Here is a 14,479-nt window from a genome sequence, read left to right on the forward strand (position 1 = left end):
GGGTGCGCGGCCATGGCAGGCAGATACCCGGTTCGGAACCGTTCACGCGCTACCGCGTCGACTTGACGACCTGCGCGAAGTTGAACTGCCATCGCTCGACGATGTGAAAGCCCATGTTGTGCGGTACCTGATACGCCGGCGCGCGTCGGAGTCGCGGTCCCGGGTCCAGACTGTGTCCGCTCTCGTGATCGGGCACCGTGGTGTCCCGTTGGGACACCGTCCACAACACCGTGCATTGGCGGACACGGTCGGCGACGCCCCAGATCCCGAGGTGGGCGTCCCACAATCGATTTCGTTCCACCGCTCGTCGCCCCCGACCCGGATCGATCAATTTCTCATAGACCGAGGGGCGCGCCGCCGTCAGAGGACGGATCGGTCCCGGTGCCCAGTCGGTCGTGTTGTCGAGGATCAGGCAGTCATCGGGGGAGGCGTGTGCATCGATGACGTCGGCGACCGCGCTGAAGTCCATCCCTTCCTTTGCGTAGGGGCCGCGCTGACCAATCAGATAGTTCGGTGTGGCGGCGAGCGCGAACGCCGTCAGGATCGCCGTCACTCCCTGTCGCGAGCGGGTCAGCGCCACGATGCCGGCTCCTAGCAGCAGCGCCGCCGCCGGTGAGGTGAAGCAGAGATAGCGCGGGTAGTAGACCGGCTCGAACAGCGAGTACGTCAAGAGCACCAGTGTGGGCAGCGTGATCCACAAGATGGCGATCTTCGCGAGATGCTTGCTTCCGACGTCGGTCGGCCGGAAGCGGCGCGATACCAGCGGCGCGGTCAGCACAAGTCCCGCGACAACGGCGAACAGCGTGCTGCCGTCGAAGTACTGCTCCCTGGCGATCTCGATGACCGTGTGCCAACCCAGCGGCGAAATCCAATGGACTTGAGCGATCTGCGTGCGGCAGAACGCGACGAACGGGATCACTGCGGCCAATGCGACCGATGAAGTGACCGCCCACGACCTGACGGATCGCCTGTCCTCGGCCACCAAAACCACGGCACCGGCGTGCACGAGCACCATTGCCACGACGAACACGTTGAGCACGATCGAGCCCGTCAGCGCGACGCCGTAGGCAAGCCAGAGCGCCACCGTGTTTCGTCGTGCGGCGACGACGAGAAGCACCATGAGCCACACCGCCACCGCCGCGGTCATTGCATACGGCCGGGCCTCGATGCCTGCCCACGTGGTGCGCGGCAGGATGGCGAATACGGTTCCCGCACAGACAGCGACCGTGCGGCTCGAGAACTGCCGTCCCAGCTTGACCACGCCTGCCGCGGCGACGGCAACGGCAAGGCAACTCGAGAATCGCGAGAAGAATTCAGTGGCAGGAACGATCGCGAACCAACCATGCATTACGAAGTAGTAGAGGCCGTGCACCGCATCGACGTTGTGCAGTAGCTGCCACAGTTCCGGCAGCGATCGTGTCGACGCGGAGATCGTTGCGGCTTCGTCGAACCATAACGACGGTCGCGCCGCCCCTGCTGCGCTCACTGCGGCAGCGAGCACAGCCACAGCCAACGGATCCACTACGCGCCCCGTCGAATTCGGGCGCGGGGGATCGACCTCAGCGAAGCGGGCTGAGCCTAGCGCTATATCCGACATGGCTTCCCGTTGTTCAGGTCCAGTGCAGCGGTAGCTACTCTAAGGCTCGGCAAATGCGACCGCGACTCCGCGGGTGTAGCGATTCCGCTGCGCGACGAAAAAATGTAGGCGCCGTCACGTCGGAACCGCCGAGGTGATGTTGCCAGCGCAAGCAGCACGAAAGACCAGGCAAATGCTATTCAGGTGTGGTGATTCGCACCCATGTTCCCGTGACTACGGGTTACTGTCTCGGGTGGCGAGCCAACTGACATTGGGAGGACATGGATGAGCGGCTACACGACCATCGTTGTCGGAACGGACGGATCGGATTCGTCGCTGCGCGCGGTGGAAAAGGCCGGACACATCGCCGCCGGGTCAGACGCCAAGGTGATCGTCGCGACGGCGTACTTCCCTCAGAGCGAAGACCAGCGGGCCGCCGACGTGCTCAAGGACGAGGGCTACAAGATGTCGGGCAACGCCCCCATCTACGCGATCCTGCGCGAGGCGAAGGACCGAGCGACTCAGGCAGGCGCCAAGAACGTCGAGGAAAAGGCGATCGTCGGTGCACCAGTCGACGCGCTGGTCGATCTCGCCGAGGAAGTGAAGGCGGATCTACTCGTCGTCGGCAATGTCGGCCTGTCCACCATCGCGGGCCGGTTGCTCGGATCGGTGCCTGCCAACGTCGCGCGCCGGTCTAAGACCGACGTGCTGATCGTGCACACCACGCCGTAAAGATCAACAGCGACAACACAATCGGCCAGTCTCCGAGACGGTCGTAAAGCGTCGTTCGCGATCCGAGTGGAACGTCGAGCACCAACACGCCGCGCTCAGCGGCGGGCAGCCATCCGATTTTGTTGCCGCGCGCATCGAACGCCGAACTGACTCCGGACAACCCGGCATGCACGGCGGGATGTCCGACTTCCACGGCATGCACCGCGGCCATGCTCGCCAGCTGCGGTTGCGCCCAGCTGCCCTGATAGCTCGATGTCGAACTCTGGTACGCCAGCAGCTCGGCGCCCAGGCTCACGAGCCGTCGCGGCAGGTCCGAGAACGTGGTCTCGAAGCTGATCAGGGGCCCGAATGCCAGGGAGTCGGTGCGCAGCACCACCGGTCCGTCCCCTCGTCGGCGGTCCTCACCGGCCGCCTTCGTGTGTCGGGTGGCCCAACCCAGCAGCGGCCGCAGCGGGACGTACTCGCCGAACGGCACCAGCCGCGTCTTCGCATAGGAGCCGCGCACTCCGTCGCTTCCGATGAGCACCGACGACTTGTAGATGCCGCCCTCGGGTGCCCGCGCATCGACGTTGACCAGCACGTCCGCACCGATCCGCCTGCGTAGTTCCACCAGGCGTCGCAGGGTTGCGGGGTGACTCGCAAGATCGACGCCCACGCTGCTCTCGCCCCAGACCACGAGATCGACCCGTTGGCCCGCCAACCCTTCGGTGAGCGCTTCGCTGGCCGCCTGACGTGCCGTGGCCTCTTCGATGTCGCCGGGCTGGACCAGAGCGATCCGCACCGTCGCCCCCTGGCCGGGAGCGGGTCCGGCCCAGAACCACGCCGGACCGAGGACCGCGAGGACGACCGGTAGTGCCAGCGCACGCCATGAGCGCAGCAGGATCGCGCCCACGATCGCGGTGTTGACGGCGACCACCAGGAAGCTGACGAGCCATACGCCGCCCAGCGAGGCGGGCGCTAGCGTCGCCGGCTGATTCCATTGCGAGGCGCCGAGTTGACCCCACGGTCCGCCGAGGCGGTGCCATGACCGCACCGCTTCGCCACTCACCCACGCTGACGGAAGGACGGCGACGGCGGTGAGGACCCGTCGTGGGGTGACGTCACCGACGAGCAGCCGATGAGCGGCCCACCCCCACGGAAACCACAGCGCGCCGACCGCGACCGCGAATACAGCCAGCAGTGGTCCCGCACTCGGCCCCAGCCAATACTGGTTGACCAGCGCGAAGCCGGCCATCCCGAACCAGGCACGCCCGCCGCCTTGCACTGCGGTCGGCGCCGCGCGGACGACGAACAGCAGCGGAACCAGACCGATCCATGCCAGCCACCACCACGATGGGGCGGGAAAGGCGAGGGCAAGCAGGGCGCCGGCGACGAGCGCCGCCGCGCAGCCCCGAATCGTCGTCAGGTAGCGGATGCCTTGGCGATGCTCCCGATCGCCGCGTCGAGCGTCGCGTTGAACTCCTCGTCGCTCTGCTGTGCCGTGAGCCCCTCGGTCAGCGCACGCGAGAAGCTCGCGATGACGCCGTTGTTGCGGGCCAGCCGTTCGCAGGCCTCGTCGCGGTCGTAGCCGCCGGACAGGGCGACCACGCGCAGCACCTTGGGGTGCTCGACGAGCTGCTCGTACAGGTTGTCGGTCTCGGGCAGCGTCAGCTTGAGCATGACCTTCTGGTCGTCGGCCAGGTCGTTCACACCGGCGAGCAGTGCGGCCTTGAGCTGGTCCTCGGCCTCGGCCTTCTTCGGGCTCTTGATGTCGACCTCGGGCTCGATGATCGGCACCAGCCCCTTGGCGAGGACCTGCCGACCCACCTCGAACTGCTGCGCCACGACCGCGTCCAGGCCGGCGCCGGGCAGCTTGATGACCGAGCGCTCCTTGGTGCCGAAGACGCCCTTGGCCACCGCCCTGTCGAGCAGGTCGTCCAGCCCGGGCATCGGCTTCATGGTCTGCGCGCCGTCCTGCTCGTCGTTCAGACCCTTGTCGATCTTGAGGAACGGCACGATGTTCTTGACGTTCCACAGGTAGTCGGCGGTCGGACGACCCTCGACCTCGCGGTCCATCGTCATCTCGAACAGGATCGCGCCCATGATGCGGTCGCCGTTGAAGGCCGGGCTGGTGATGATGCGGGTTCGCATCTCGTGGACCAGGTCGAACATCTGCTCATCGCCGGAGTAGGCGTCCTCGCTGATGCCGTAGAGCTTCAGCGCCTTGGGGGTGCTGCCGCCACTCTGGTCAAGTGCGGCGATGAAACCGGCACCGCTTTGAGCCTTCTTCAACTGATCCTGATTCACCATGTCTCCTGCACGATCTCCTCGACGAGTTCTGCGCATCAGAGTAAGACAGGGCGTTCACAGCTTGGCCGGGCCCTACGCCATGCCGTCGTCGCCGAGGGTCGGAAAGATGACGGATTTTGCGCCATTTCCATCAGTTTTCGACTCTCGCGGTCTCACTTCAGGATGCGGTCGAACTGCTTTAGCGGGTGAATTCCGTGCACGTCGCGGTAGGAGGGTGGCTGCCGTTCGCCGTCGTCTTTGATGCCGTACTCGACGCCAAGCTCCGCACCGATGAACGTCTGGCCACTCTTGCCCAAGAGTCCGGGATCGTTGAAGAGCGCCCAGATGAGATGACCGGTGAATTCCGGGGTCTCCGCTTCATCGCTGAGATGGCTGAGTTGGTCGGGGGCCGTGGCGATGATGTTCTTGAACCGTTCGGTCAGCAGGATGCCCATCCAGATCGACACGGATGCGATACCGAACTTCCTGAAGTCGACGGCCATGTCGGCGGCCATCTTGTCCGTCCCGGCTTTGTGCACGCCGTAGGCCGGGCCGAAAACGTAGTGCGCGGCGCCCGGGGCTGAGGTGAACACGACAAGGCCGTGCTTCTGCGCGAGCAACAGCGGTGCCGCGTAGACGGTGGCCACGTAGGCGCTGCGAAGCCCGACGTCGAGTGTGTCGATGACGTTGATCGGCTCCTCCCAGAACGGGGTCCGGCCCATCATTTCGTCACGGATGATCGCAGCGTTGTTCACCAGGATGTCGAGTCGGCCCTGTTCGCGCTCGACCTGCTCGAAGAGGGCTTTCGTCTGGTCATCGTCGGCATGGTCCACGCGGACGGCGATGCCCTTGCCACCCGCCGCCGTCACCAGGTCCGCGGTTTCTCCGATGGTGCCGCCAAGCGACGATTGGCCGGCCTTCTCGGTCCGCCCTGTGACATACACAGTGCATCCGTGACTACCGAGCGCGTGCGCGATCCCGAGTCCTGCGCCGCGACTGGCGCCGGTGACGACAGCGACCGGTTTGTCGGTGCTGGTCACCACCCGCGTTCTTTCCACTCGGCGAGATGCGGGCGCTCGGTGCCGAGTGTCGTGTCATCCCCGTGGCCCGGGTAGACCACCGTCGAGTCGCCGTAGACGTCGAACACCCGGCTGGTCACATCGGCGAGTAGCCGCTCGAAGTCGCCTTCCTGCCAGGTCTTGCCGACGCCGCCGGGGAAGAGGCAATCGCCGGTGAACAGATGGGTCGTTCCGTCGGCGCCTTCGAGCGCCAGCGCGACCGATCCGGGGGTGTGTCCCTGGAGGTGGATGACGTCGAACGACAGCTCGCCGACCTTAACGGTGTCGCCGTTGGCCAGGAGGCGGTCCGGCTTGACCGGCAGCGGTTCGGCATCGAGCTCATGCGCCGCGGTCGGCGCACCAGTGGCCTTCGCCACCTTCTCCAGCGCCTGCCAGTGATCGAAGTGCTGGTGGCTGGTGACGATCAGCGACAGCTTCGGTGCGAAGCGCTCGATGAGCTCGAGCAGGATCTCCGGATCGTTGGCCGCGTCGATGAGTAGCGTCTCACCGGTTTGGGAACAGGAAACCAGGTACGCGTTGTTGTCCATCTGGCCCACCGAAACCTTGACGATCGATGCTCCCGGCAGGGTGCGCCTAGCGCCGGTCTGCGGGTCGACGTGGCCGGTGTAGTTGTCATCGACGACGGTCATGTTCCTCACGGTAACCGGCTCGTCAGAGGCTTGTCGGTGGGGCCGCATAACATGGCCGTGAACTATGTCTTCGGGAGGCTTTTTCACTTTGAAAGAGGATGGGCGTGGCTGACCGCCTTGTAGTGAAGGGTGCGCGCGAGCACAACCTGAGAAGTGTCGACCTCGACCTGCCCCGCGACGCGCTGATCGTGTTCACCGGCCTGTCCGGTTCCGGCAAGTCGTCGCTCGCGTTCGACACGATCTTCGCGGAGGGACAGCGCCGCTACGTCGAGTCGTTGTCCGCGTACGCCCGCCAGTTCCTCGGCCAGATGGACAAACCGGACGTCGACTTCATAGAGGGCCTTTCGCCCGCGGTGTCCATCGACCAGAAGTCGACCAACCGCAACCCGCGGTCGACCGTGGGCACGATCACCGAGGTATACGACTACCTCCGTCTGCTCTACGCGCGGGCGGGCACCCCGCACTGCCCCGTGTGCGGTGAGCGCATCGCCCGCCAGACGCCGCAGCAGATCGTCGACCAGGTGCTGGCCATGGACGAGGGCCTGCGATTCCAGGTGCTCGCTCCGGTGGTGCGCACCCGCAAGGGCGAGTTCGTCGACCTGTTCGACAAGCTGAACTCCCAGGGCTACAGCAGGGTTCGCGTCGACGGGGTGGTGTATCCCCTCACCGAACCGCCGACGCTGAAAAAGCAGGAGAAACACGACATCGAGGTGGTCGTCGACCGGCTCACGGTCAAGACCACCGCCAAGCAGCGGCTCACCGACTCGGTCGAGACGGCGCTGAACCTGGCCGACGGCATCGTGGTGCTGGAATTCGTCGACCGGGAGGACGACCATCCGCACCGCGAGCAGCGGTTCTCCGAGAAGCTGGCATGCCCCAACGGGCACCCACTCGCCGTCGACGACCTCGAGCCGCGGTCCTTCTCCTTCAACTCGCCGTACGGCGCCTGCCCGGAATGCACGGGTCTGGGCATCCGCAAGGAGGTCGACCCGGAACTCGTCATCCCGGATCCGGACCTGACGCTCGCCGAGGGCGCCATCGCGCCGTGGTCGATGGGGCAGACCGCCGAATACTTCACCAGGATGTTGTCGGGGCTCGGTGACCAACTCGGGTTCGACGTCGACACCCCGTGGAAGAAGCTGCCCGCCAAGGCGCGCAGGGCGATTCTCGAGGGCTGCGACGAGCAGGTGCACGTCCGGTACAAGAACCGCTACGGCCGAACACGTTCGTACTACGCCGATTTCGAAGGTGTGATGGCTTTCCTGCAGCGTCGTATGGAGCAGACCGACTCCGAGCAGATGAAGGAGCGGTACGAGGGCTTCATGCGTGACGTGCCGTGTCCCGAATGCAACGGCACCCGACTCAAGCCCGAGATCCTTGCCGTCACCATGACGGCCGGGGGATTCGGCGCAAAGTCGATCGCCGAAGTGTCCGAGTTGTCGATCGCCGAGTGCGCGGAGTTCCTCAACGCGTTGACACTCGGTTCGCGCGAGCAGGCCATCGCAGGCCAGGTGCTGAAGGAGATCCAGTCGCGGCTCGGCTTCCTGCTCGACGTCGGGCTCGACTACCTGTCGCTGTCGCGGGCGGCCGCGACACTGTCCGGCGGTGAGGCACAACGCATCCGGTTGGCCACCCAGATCGGGTCGGGGCTCGTCGGCGTGCTGTACGTACTCGACGAACCGTCCATCGGCCTGCACCAGCGCGACAACCGGCGGCTGATCGAGACGTTGATCCGACTGCGGGATCTCGGCAACACCCTGATCGTCGTCGAACACGACCTCGACACCATCGCGCACGCCGACTGGGTGGTCGACATCGGGCCCGCGGCGGGTGAGCACGGCGGTCAGATCGTACACAGCGGGCCGTATGAAGACCTGCTCACGAACCCCAATTCGATTACCGGGGCCTACCTTTCGGGCAAAGAGGAGATCGAGGTCCCCGGTATGCGGCGGCCCGTCGACCGCAAGCGGCAGCTGACCGTCGTCGGCGCCCGCGAGCACAACCTGCGCGAGATCGACGTGGCCTTCCCGCTGGGTGTGCTGACCGCGGTCACCGGCGTATCGGGTTCCGGCAAGTCGACATTGGTCAACGACATCCTGGCGTCGGTGCTCGCCAACAAGCTCAATGGTGCGCGACAGGTGCCGGGCCGCCATACCCGCGTGACGGGGCTGGACAAGCTGGACAAGCTCGTCCGCGTCGACCAGTCGCCCATCGGACGCACGCCGCGGTCCAACCCGGCGACGTACACCGGTGTGTTCGACAAGATCCGCACGCTGTTCGCGGCCACCACCGAGGCCAAGGTCCGCGGTTACCAGCCGGGCCGATTCTCGTTCAACGTCAAAGGTGGCCGCTGCGAGGCGTGTTCGGGTGACGGCACCATCAAGATCGAGATGAACTTCTTGCCCGATGTGTACGTGCCGTGTGAGGTGTGCCAGGGCGCCAGGTACAACCGCGAGACGCTGGAGGTGCACTACAAGGGCAAGACGGTCGCCGAGGTGCTCGACATGTCGATCGAAGAGGCGGCGGAGTTCTTCAAGCCGATCACATCGATCCACAGGTACCTCGCGACCCTCGTCGACGTGGGGCTCGGCTACGTCCGGCTCGGCCAGCCCGCCCCGACGCTGTCCGGAGGTGAGGCGCAGCGCGTCAAGCTCGCGTCCGAGCTGCAGAAGCGGTCGACCGGCCGAACGGTGTACATCCTCGACGAACCCACCACCGGACTGCATTTCGAGGACATCCGCAAGCTGCTCGCTGTCATCAACGGCCTGGTCGACAAGGGCAATACGGTGATCGTCATCGAGCACAACCTCGACGTGATCAAGACCTCCGACTGGATCGTCGACATGGGCCCTGAGGGTGGCGCGGGCGGCGGCGGAGTGGTCGCGACCGGCACACCGGAGGACGTGGCCGCGAACACCGACAGCTACACCGGCCACTTCCTCGCCGAGTCCTTGGGCGTGGCGCGACCGGCGTCGAAGAAGCGCAAGCGAAGCAAGGTGAGCGCGTAGTCGAGTCGAGACTGGGCGTATCTCCGCGACAAGGGCCGCTGACGCTTCCGCGCTCTCACCGCGATTTCGACAGCGGGGAGGGGAAGCGCGGGCTGATCCGCACGCCCGCCAGCCATTCGGTCAGCTCGTCGGCCCGCCGTTGCAGTGTCTTCTGTGCAGTCCTGCCGACCTTCTCGAGTAGCCGCACCTCGACCCGGCCGTCGGCATCCTGACCCCAGGCGCCGACAATGCGACCGTCGCACCACGCCGTCGGGCCACCGTTTCCGTTCGTATCGAACACCTGACTGCGGTGCCCGCCGAGATACCAGTCGCGGTCGAACCACCCCATCGTCGTGACGTCGAGGCCCGGCAGCAGCGCACACCACGGTTCGGCCGGCGGCTCGATCTCCAGGTCGTCGGGCAGTGCCACGCCGGGTGTGCCGTCCAGGTCGACCTCGACGGCATCGAGATCTCGCAATGCCTGACGCGCCCACGTCAACGTATTGCCGAACCACCATTTGATGTCCGTCACCGTCGCCGGGCCGAACGCCCGCAGCCACCGGCCCACCATTTCGGTGCGCGCATCGTCGGGGGAAACGGAGCCGGGCGTCGACGGCAGCCAGTCGGCCATCGACGTCCACCGCGGCCGCGAGACGGTCCAGCCTCCGTCGTTTGGCCCGCGGACGATATCGCCGCGCACGGCCAGAACCGTCAGAACTCGTGGCGCCAGGGGTGTTTCCCCGCCCCATCGCTTGCCCGGTGCCGGGTCGTGGTGTCCCGCCAACGCCGGCAGCGCGGCGCGCAGATCCTTCGCGCTGGTGGGACCGTGCTCGTTCAGATGAGTCAGCACGGCTGCCGACGCGGTATCCAGCCACGCGTCACCGTCGACGCAGACACCGGCTTTCTGGGCATCGGCGACAAGCTTGCGGCGCTCGTTGCCCGCCACCCGGTCGCTGGCCGCCGATTGGATCAGCGGCAGATCCTCGGCACGCACGACCCACAACGTGCGGCGCATCGCAAGATGCTTGGTCAACGTGCGTTGTCGGTACAGCGCGTCGTCCAGATCGCCCACGGTGAAGCCCGGCAGCCGCGCCCACAGGGACAGGTACGGCGTGGCCGGGTCGGTGGCATGCAGACCGACGACATCGCCCGCGACACCGGCCGGGGTCTGCGCAGGCTCGGCGAGAAAGTGCCGTCGCGCGAGCCGGGCCCGCCGCTCGGCAACCGTGAATGACCGCATCGCCTGTGCACGCTACCTGCGGTTACCGACAAACTTTGGGATCGGTAGCGGTGCCGACCGCCTTGACTGACCTCACGACGACGCCAGCAGGGCGACGTAAGACGAAGGGAAGATCGATGAAGCGAGTTGTCGCAGGTGTGGTCGGGCTGGCTCTCGGTGCAGCTGTCCTGGTGGGTTGTTCTGATGACAAGAAGCCAGAGGCCGCGCCAAGCCAACCCCAGGCCAGCACGGGCGGTTCGACCGAGGTCAAGGTCGGCGGCAGTGACCTCTCGGGTCTGGATCTGAATTCGGTGACCTGCGTCAAGGCCGCCGGCAAGATCAACGTCGCCAGCGCGGCGATCAACGGCCAGGCCGGGCTCGCGGTTGTGATGACCGATGGGCCGACCCCCACCGTGGAGTCGCTGGGCATGTCGGTGGATGGCAATGCGCTCGCCGTCACCAACATGATGGGTGCAAAGACCGGTTCGGCGGACGTCAAGGTCGACGGCAGCACCTACACCATCACCGGTGAAGCCGTGGGCGCCGATATGGCGAACCCGATGGCGGGGATGATCAACAAGCCGTTCGAGATCAAGGTGACCTGCACCTGATCGGGCGCATACCGGAAGCGGCGGACGTACCCCTGGCGTCCGCCGCTTCCTATGATTCAGAAATGACCATCGTGGCCGACCTCGAGCGGGCACGACATTTGTCGTTGGCCGCCAAGGAGGAAGAGGCCAAGGACCTGTTGCTGTCGCTCATCCCGGCTATTGAAGCGGCCGACCGCGACGATTGGCTTCTGGAGGTCTACGCGCAACTCGGTCAGCTGTACCTCGTGCGCACCGCCTACGACGGGACCGAGGAGTCCGTCAGCCGCATCCGCGAATGCCTCGCCACCTATGCGGCGTTCCGGGCAGGCACCCGGCCCGATTTGGCGCCCCAGGTGACGCTGTCCGACGGCGAGATCGACCATATGGCCTGCCGGTACTCGCGCCGGGCGCAGTTCCTGCAGACCGGCCTTGCCGCCGCGCACGGTGACCACGAAGCCGCCGAGGCCGCGCTGCTGGTGCTGACGGATGACACGACCGACTATCCGGATCTCGCGGACGAGCACGACCGCCTCATCACCTTCGCGCGAATCCTGTGCGCCAACGCGCTCTGCGACGACGATCTGTATGTGCAGTCGGTCCACCTGTGGGAGAAGGTGATTGACACGATCGACGGCAGGGACGGAACCGATGATTTCGATGATTACCTCTTCGTGTTCGGCGCCACCTCGTACGGCAGGTTCTGTGTCGAGACGGGCCGGCTGACCGAGGCACAACCGTGGCTGCACCGGGCGGGCGCCCGTTCAGAGGCCCGTGACTGGGCATTGGCCACGGCGAGAACAAAATTCGAACGTGCGACGGTCGCATGGGCGGTGGGCGATCGGGCGCAGGCACAGGACCTGGCTCATGAGTCCTATCCCGCGATCGCCGAGGGTCTGCGGGCTCACGATGTGTCACGGAGCTGGCTGTACTTCGGTCTGATCGCGCTGTCCATCGAGAAGCTCGACGACGCCGACGAGCGTTTCGGCCACGCCGAACGGCACTGGCGCGAGATCGAGAAGCCGCTGCACATACATCGCATTCTTTTGCAGCGCAGCTGGGTTGACATCTTCCGGGGTGACTTCGACGCGGCGCGCCGGCGCACAGAAGAGGCGCAGGAACTACTCGATTCGTGGCCACGACACAGCTGGCTGCAATACGCCCGTCTACACGACCACATCGGCAGCATCTGGCGAGCGGACGCACTGGCCGACCCCGAGAACGCGGCGGTCAAACTCGAGCGGGCCGCCGAGCTGAAGGTGCCCGCCGCACTTGCCGTCGATTCGGTGCGGCATGCGATCACCGACGCCGACGCGCGGATGCGCTGGGCGGCGCACGTGTCTGCCCGCATGCTGGCCGGCGCGTTCGCCGTCGCCTGGGAGTGGGGAAATACCGAACTTCTCAGCGAGTTGGTCGAGTATCACAGTGCGCGAGGAACATTCAGCGCGGAGCCGGATCGGGAGGCCGCCGAATGGACGGGCACCGCGACCGCTGCGGTACCGCTGGAGACCATCGACGAATACGCATTGGTGGCCGCAGGGGAGTCGTCGTCGGGTGGAGCCGCGGGCCTGACACGGCTCGGCCCGCTGCCGCCACTGCAGATGGACCCCAGTTCCGGTCCGATATTGACCCGCTATCGTGCCCTTGCCGCTGAACGGTACGGCCGCGACGTGACTGCCGTCGGCCCGATGTGGGCGACGTGGCCGTGACGGAGGCCGAAACAGCCACCCTGGTCCTGCGATTCGCCGACGTCGGCGTTGCCACATATGCCAGCCTGCGCGTGGTCGGGGAGCCGTCCAGGACGGTCACGTGGGTACTGGACGAGACGGCGCTCGGCTCCGCGCTGAACGAATTGACCGGCGCGTTGCCCGACCCGATCAACGAGGAGACGCGGCGCGTCGCACTCGAACGCGCGATCACCACGGGTGCTTTCGCTTCGCCTGCAACGGAATTCACGATCGCTCGCACACTTGGGGCGCATCTGATCGCACCCGACGCCTGGCAGTTGCTCCTCGACATCGTCACCACGCCCCGGGCGGCACTGTTCGTGTCACCGAGCGCACGACTGGCCAAGGTGCCATGGGGGCTCATCGCGATGCCCGATGACGACGGTCACCGCCTCATCGAACTGGTCGACGTTCTGATGGCGGCTCCGCCGAATATCGTCCACTCACCGCGCGAACCCGCGGGCTGGGGCGGTCGGCGGACCAAGCCGCCGCTGCTGGTCCTCGACCCGCGCGTACCCGGTCAACGGCCGGATTCACCGCTGGGCTCCGTGCTCGGGCGTCCATCGTCCGATACGGCAGTGGCCAGACACTTCGCCGAGCTGATGCACGGCCGGGACGTCCTGCCCGACGTTGCGGCATCGGTCGAGCTGTTCCGGCGCGCCGACGCGGACCGTGCCTGGCTGACGGACCTACTGGCGCTGGGGCCGAGCCGGCTGCTCTACGTGGGCCACGCGACCGCGGCGGACGGCGATGTCGGCCACGCCGACCGGGCCGCCCTTCACCTGGCCGACGATCGGCCGCTCACCGCGTCGGATCTGATGGCATTGAAGCTGCCGATGCCCCCACGCGTCGGCCTGCTGGCGTGTGCGTCCGGTGGCGACTACCGCTTCGACGAAGCGACGGGATTGGTGGCGGCGATGATTCTCGGAGGTGCGGAGTTGGTGACGGCCACCCTGTGGTCACTCCCGACCGCCGCCGGATATCGCCTGTTTGCGTCGACGACGGCCGATGCCGATCCGATGGCCGAGGTGATTCTCGCCGTCGACCGTGCGCATGAAGCCGGTGACGCCGGCCGTGCGGTGAACACCTGGCAGCGGGAACAGATGCGGCGGTGGAGCGACGGCGACCTGACCGCGAGCCCGCTGTACTGGGCCGCGCTGGCGACGTTCGCCGTCGACGGTGCTCGGTGATCAGCGTGGCGACACGCAGACGGCGACCGCGGACTCGTCACCGGATCGGTAGTACGTGTCGACGACGCTGCCAGGGGAAACCTTCGTGATCGCCGACGCGGGGATCAGTGCCTTCTCGTGTGCGGGAAACTGCCCGCCGGTGGGCCGATTCACCATCACGTCGAGTTCGACCTCGCGGAAGTCCTCCCGCGCATGCCCGGTGGTTCGCATGCCCGTGACCACCGCGCGGGATTTGGTGCCGTGCCGGATCAGATCGATCTGAGTGTCGGTGACCAGGCCTTTCACGACCAGCATCCGATCGAACTCGGCGCGGATGGCCACCATGTCATCGGTGGTGGCGAGGCGTTCGTCGGCTTCGCGGTCACCAGGTGCGGCGATGGGGGCGTCGCGGCCTGGGAACAGGATGGTCGCGGCGGTGGCGACCAGCAGAAACAACAAGAAACCGTGCAAATACGTGCTGGACATGTCACCAGGTTCTGACGCCG

12 protein-coding genes are annotated in these 14,479 nt (G+C 66.3%); 5 read left to right on the plus strand and 7 right to left on the minus strand.

All coding sequences use genetic code 11. From position 1 onward, the window contains the following. Window positions 1-49: 49 nt before the first annotated feature. Complete coding sequence (locus tag AB4Z42_RS22710) at window positions 50-1,522, minus strand: glycosyltransferase family 39 protein (RefSeq protein WP_442011471.1); 1,473 nt, start codon at window positions 1,520-1,522, stop codon at window positions 50-52. A gap of 339 nt (window positions 1,523-1,861) precedes the next feature. On the opposite strand from AB4Z42_RS22710, the gene AB4Z42_RS22715 reads away from it, so the two are divergent. Continuing rightward, window positions 1,862-2,308 (plus strand): universal stress protein, encoded by a 447-nt coding sequence (locus AB4Z42_RS22715; protein WP_442011472.1) that lies wholly within the window; start codon window positions 1,862-1,864, stop codon window positions 2,306-2,308. Here AB4Z42_RS22715 and lnt read toward each other — a convergent pair. The 4 genes from lnt to AB4Z42_RS22735 all read right to left on the minus strand — a co-directional run bounded on the left by lnt (window position 2,271) and on the right by AB4Z42_RS22735 (window position 6,284). After that, complete coding sequence (lnt, locus tag AB4Z42_RS22720; RefSeq protein WP_442011535.1) at window positions 2,271-3,722, minus strand: apolipoprotein N-acyltransferase; 1,452 nt, start codon at window positions 3,720-3,722, stop codon at window positions 2,271-2,273. The two genes, AB4Z42_RS22715 and lnt, sit on opposite strands and share 38 nt — an antisense overlap. Then, entirely contained in the window at window positions 3,710-4,594 is an 885-nt protein-coding gene (locus AB4Z42_RS22725) for a fructose bisphosphate aldolase (protein WP_442011473.1), read from the minus strand. Before AB4Z42_RS22725 ends, lnt begins: the two co-directional genes overlap by 13 nt. 155 nt (window positions 4,595-4,749) lie before the next feature. After that, window positions 4,750-5,619, minus strand: a complete 870-nt coding sequence (locus AB4Z42_RS22730) for an SDR family NAD(P)-dependent oxidoreductase (protein ID WP_442011474.1) — start codon at window positions 5,617-5,619, stop codon at window positions 4,750-4,752. Continuing rightward, complete coding sequence (locus AB4Z42_RS22735; protein WP_442011475.1) at window positions 5,613-6,284, minus strand: MBL fold metallo-hydrolase; 672 nt, start codon at window positions 6,282-6,284, stop codon at window positions 5,613-5,615. The genes AB4Z42_RS22730 and AB4Z42_RS22735 overlap by 7 nt, the downstream gene beginning before the upstream one ends. Window positions 6,285-6,388: 104 nt before the next feature. Here AB4Z42_RS22735 and uvrA point away from each other — a divergent pair, with 104 nt between their 5' ends. After that, window positions 6,389-9,292, plus strand: coding sequence for an excinuclease ABC subunit UvrA (uvrA, locus tag AB4Z42_RS22740; protein WP_442011476.1), 2,904 nt, complete (start codon window positions 6,389-6,391; stop codon window positions 9,290-9,292). 55 nt (window positions 9,293-9,347) lie between these two features. On the opposite strand, the gene AB4Z42_RS22745 is transcribed toward uvrA, so the two are convergent. After that, on the minus strand, window positions 9,348-10,511 hold the full coding sequence (locus AB4Z42_RS22745; protein ID WP_442011477.1) for a winged helix DNA-binding domain-containing protein: 1,164 nt from the start codon (window positions 10,509-10,511) through the stop codon (window positions 9,348-9,350). 116 nt (window positions 10,512-10,627) lie between these two features. On the opposite strand from AB4Z42_RS22745, the gene AB4Z42_RS22750 reads away from it, so the two are divergent. From AB4Z42_RS22750 to AB4Z42_RS22760, 3 genes are all read left to right on the plus strand, one after another. Beyond that, window positions 10,628-11,101 carry a lipoprotein LpqH gene (locus tag AB4Z42_RS22750; RefSeq protein WP_442011478.1) on the plus strand — a complete coding sequence of 158 codons (474 nt, stop codon included), beginning with the start codon at window positions 10,628-10,630 and terminating at the stop codon, window positions 11,099-11,101. Window positions 11,102-11,163: 62 nt separating this feature from the next. Then, window positions 11,164-12,786 (plus strand): hypothetical protein, encoded by a 1,623-nt coding sequence (locus AB4Z42_RS22755; protein WP_442011479.1) that lies wholly within the window; start codon window positions 11,164-11,166, stop codon window positions 12,784-12,786. Further along, complete coding sequence (locus AB4Z42_RS22760) at window positions 12,768-13,994, plus strand: CHAT domain-containing protein (RefSeq protein WP_442011480.1); 1,227 nt, start codon at window positions 12,768-12,770, stop codon at window positions 13,992-13,994. Before AB4Z42_RS22755 ends, AB4Z42_RS22760 begins: the two co-directional genes overlap by 19 nt. On the opposite strand, the gene AB4Z42_RS22765 is transcribed toward AB4Z42_RS22760, so the two are convergent. Next, window positions 13,995-14,459 (minus strand): hypothetical protein, encoded by a 465-nt coding sequence (locus tag AB4Z42_RS22765; protein WP_442011481.1) that lies wholly within the window; start codon window positions 14,457-14,459, stop codon window positions 13,995-13,997. It lies immediately after the preceding gene. Window positions 14,460-14,479 lie beyond the last annotated feature (20 nt).

The organism is Mycobacterium sp. 2YAF39, from assembly GCF_052114565.1.
Taxonomy (GTDB): Bacteria; Actinomycetota; Actinomycetes; order Mycobacteriales; family Mycobacteriaceae; genus Mycobacterium.

Coding starts and splice junctions, on each gene's coding strand:
- AB4Z42_RS22715 (WP_442011472.1), top strand. CDS start 1,862: ATGAGCGGCTACACGACCATCGTTGTCGGAACGGACGGATCGGATTCG.
- AB4Z42_RS22735 (WP_442011475.1), bottom strand. CDS start 6,284: ATGACCGTCGTCGATGACAACTACACCGGCCACGTCGACCCGCAGACC.
- AB4Z42_RS22745 (WP_442011477.1), bottom strand. CDS start 10,511: ATGCGGTCATTCACGGTTGCCGAGCGGCGGGCCCGGCTCGCGCGACGG.
- AB4Z42_RS22750 (WP_442011478.1), top strand. CDS start 10,628: ATGAAGCGAGTTGTCGCAGGTGTGGTCGGGCTGGCTCTCGGTGCAGCT.
- AB4Z42_RS22755 (WP_442011479.1), top strand. CDS start 11,164: ATGACCATCGTGGCCGACCTCGAGCGGGCACGACATTTGTCGTTGGCC.
- AB4Z42_RS22765 (WP_442011481.1), bottom strand. CDS start 14,459: ATGTCCAGCACGTATTTGCACGGTTTCTTGTTGTTTCTGCTGGTCGCC.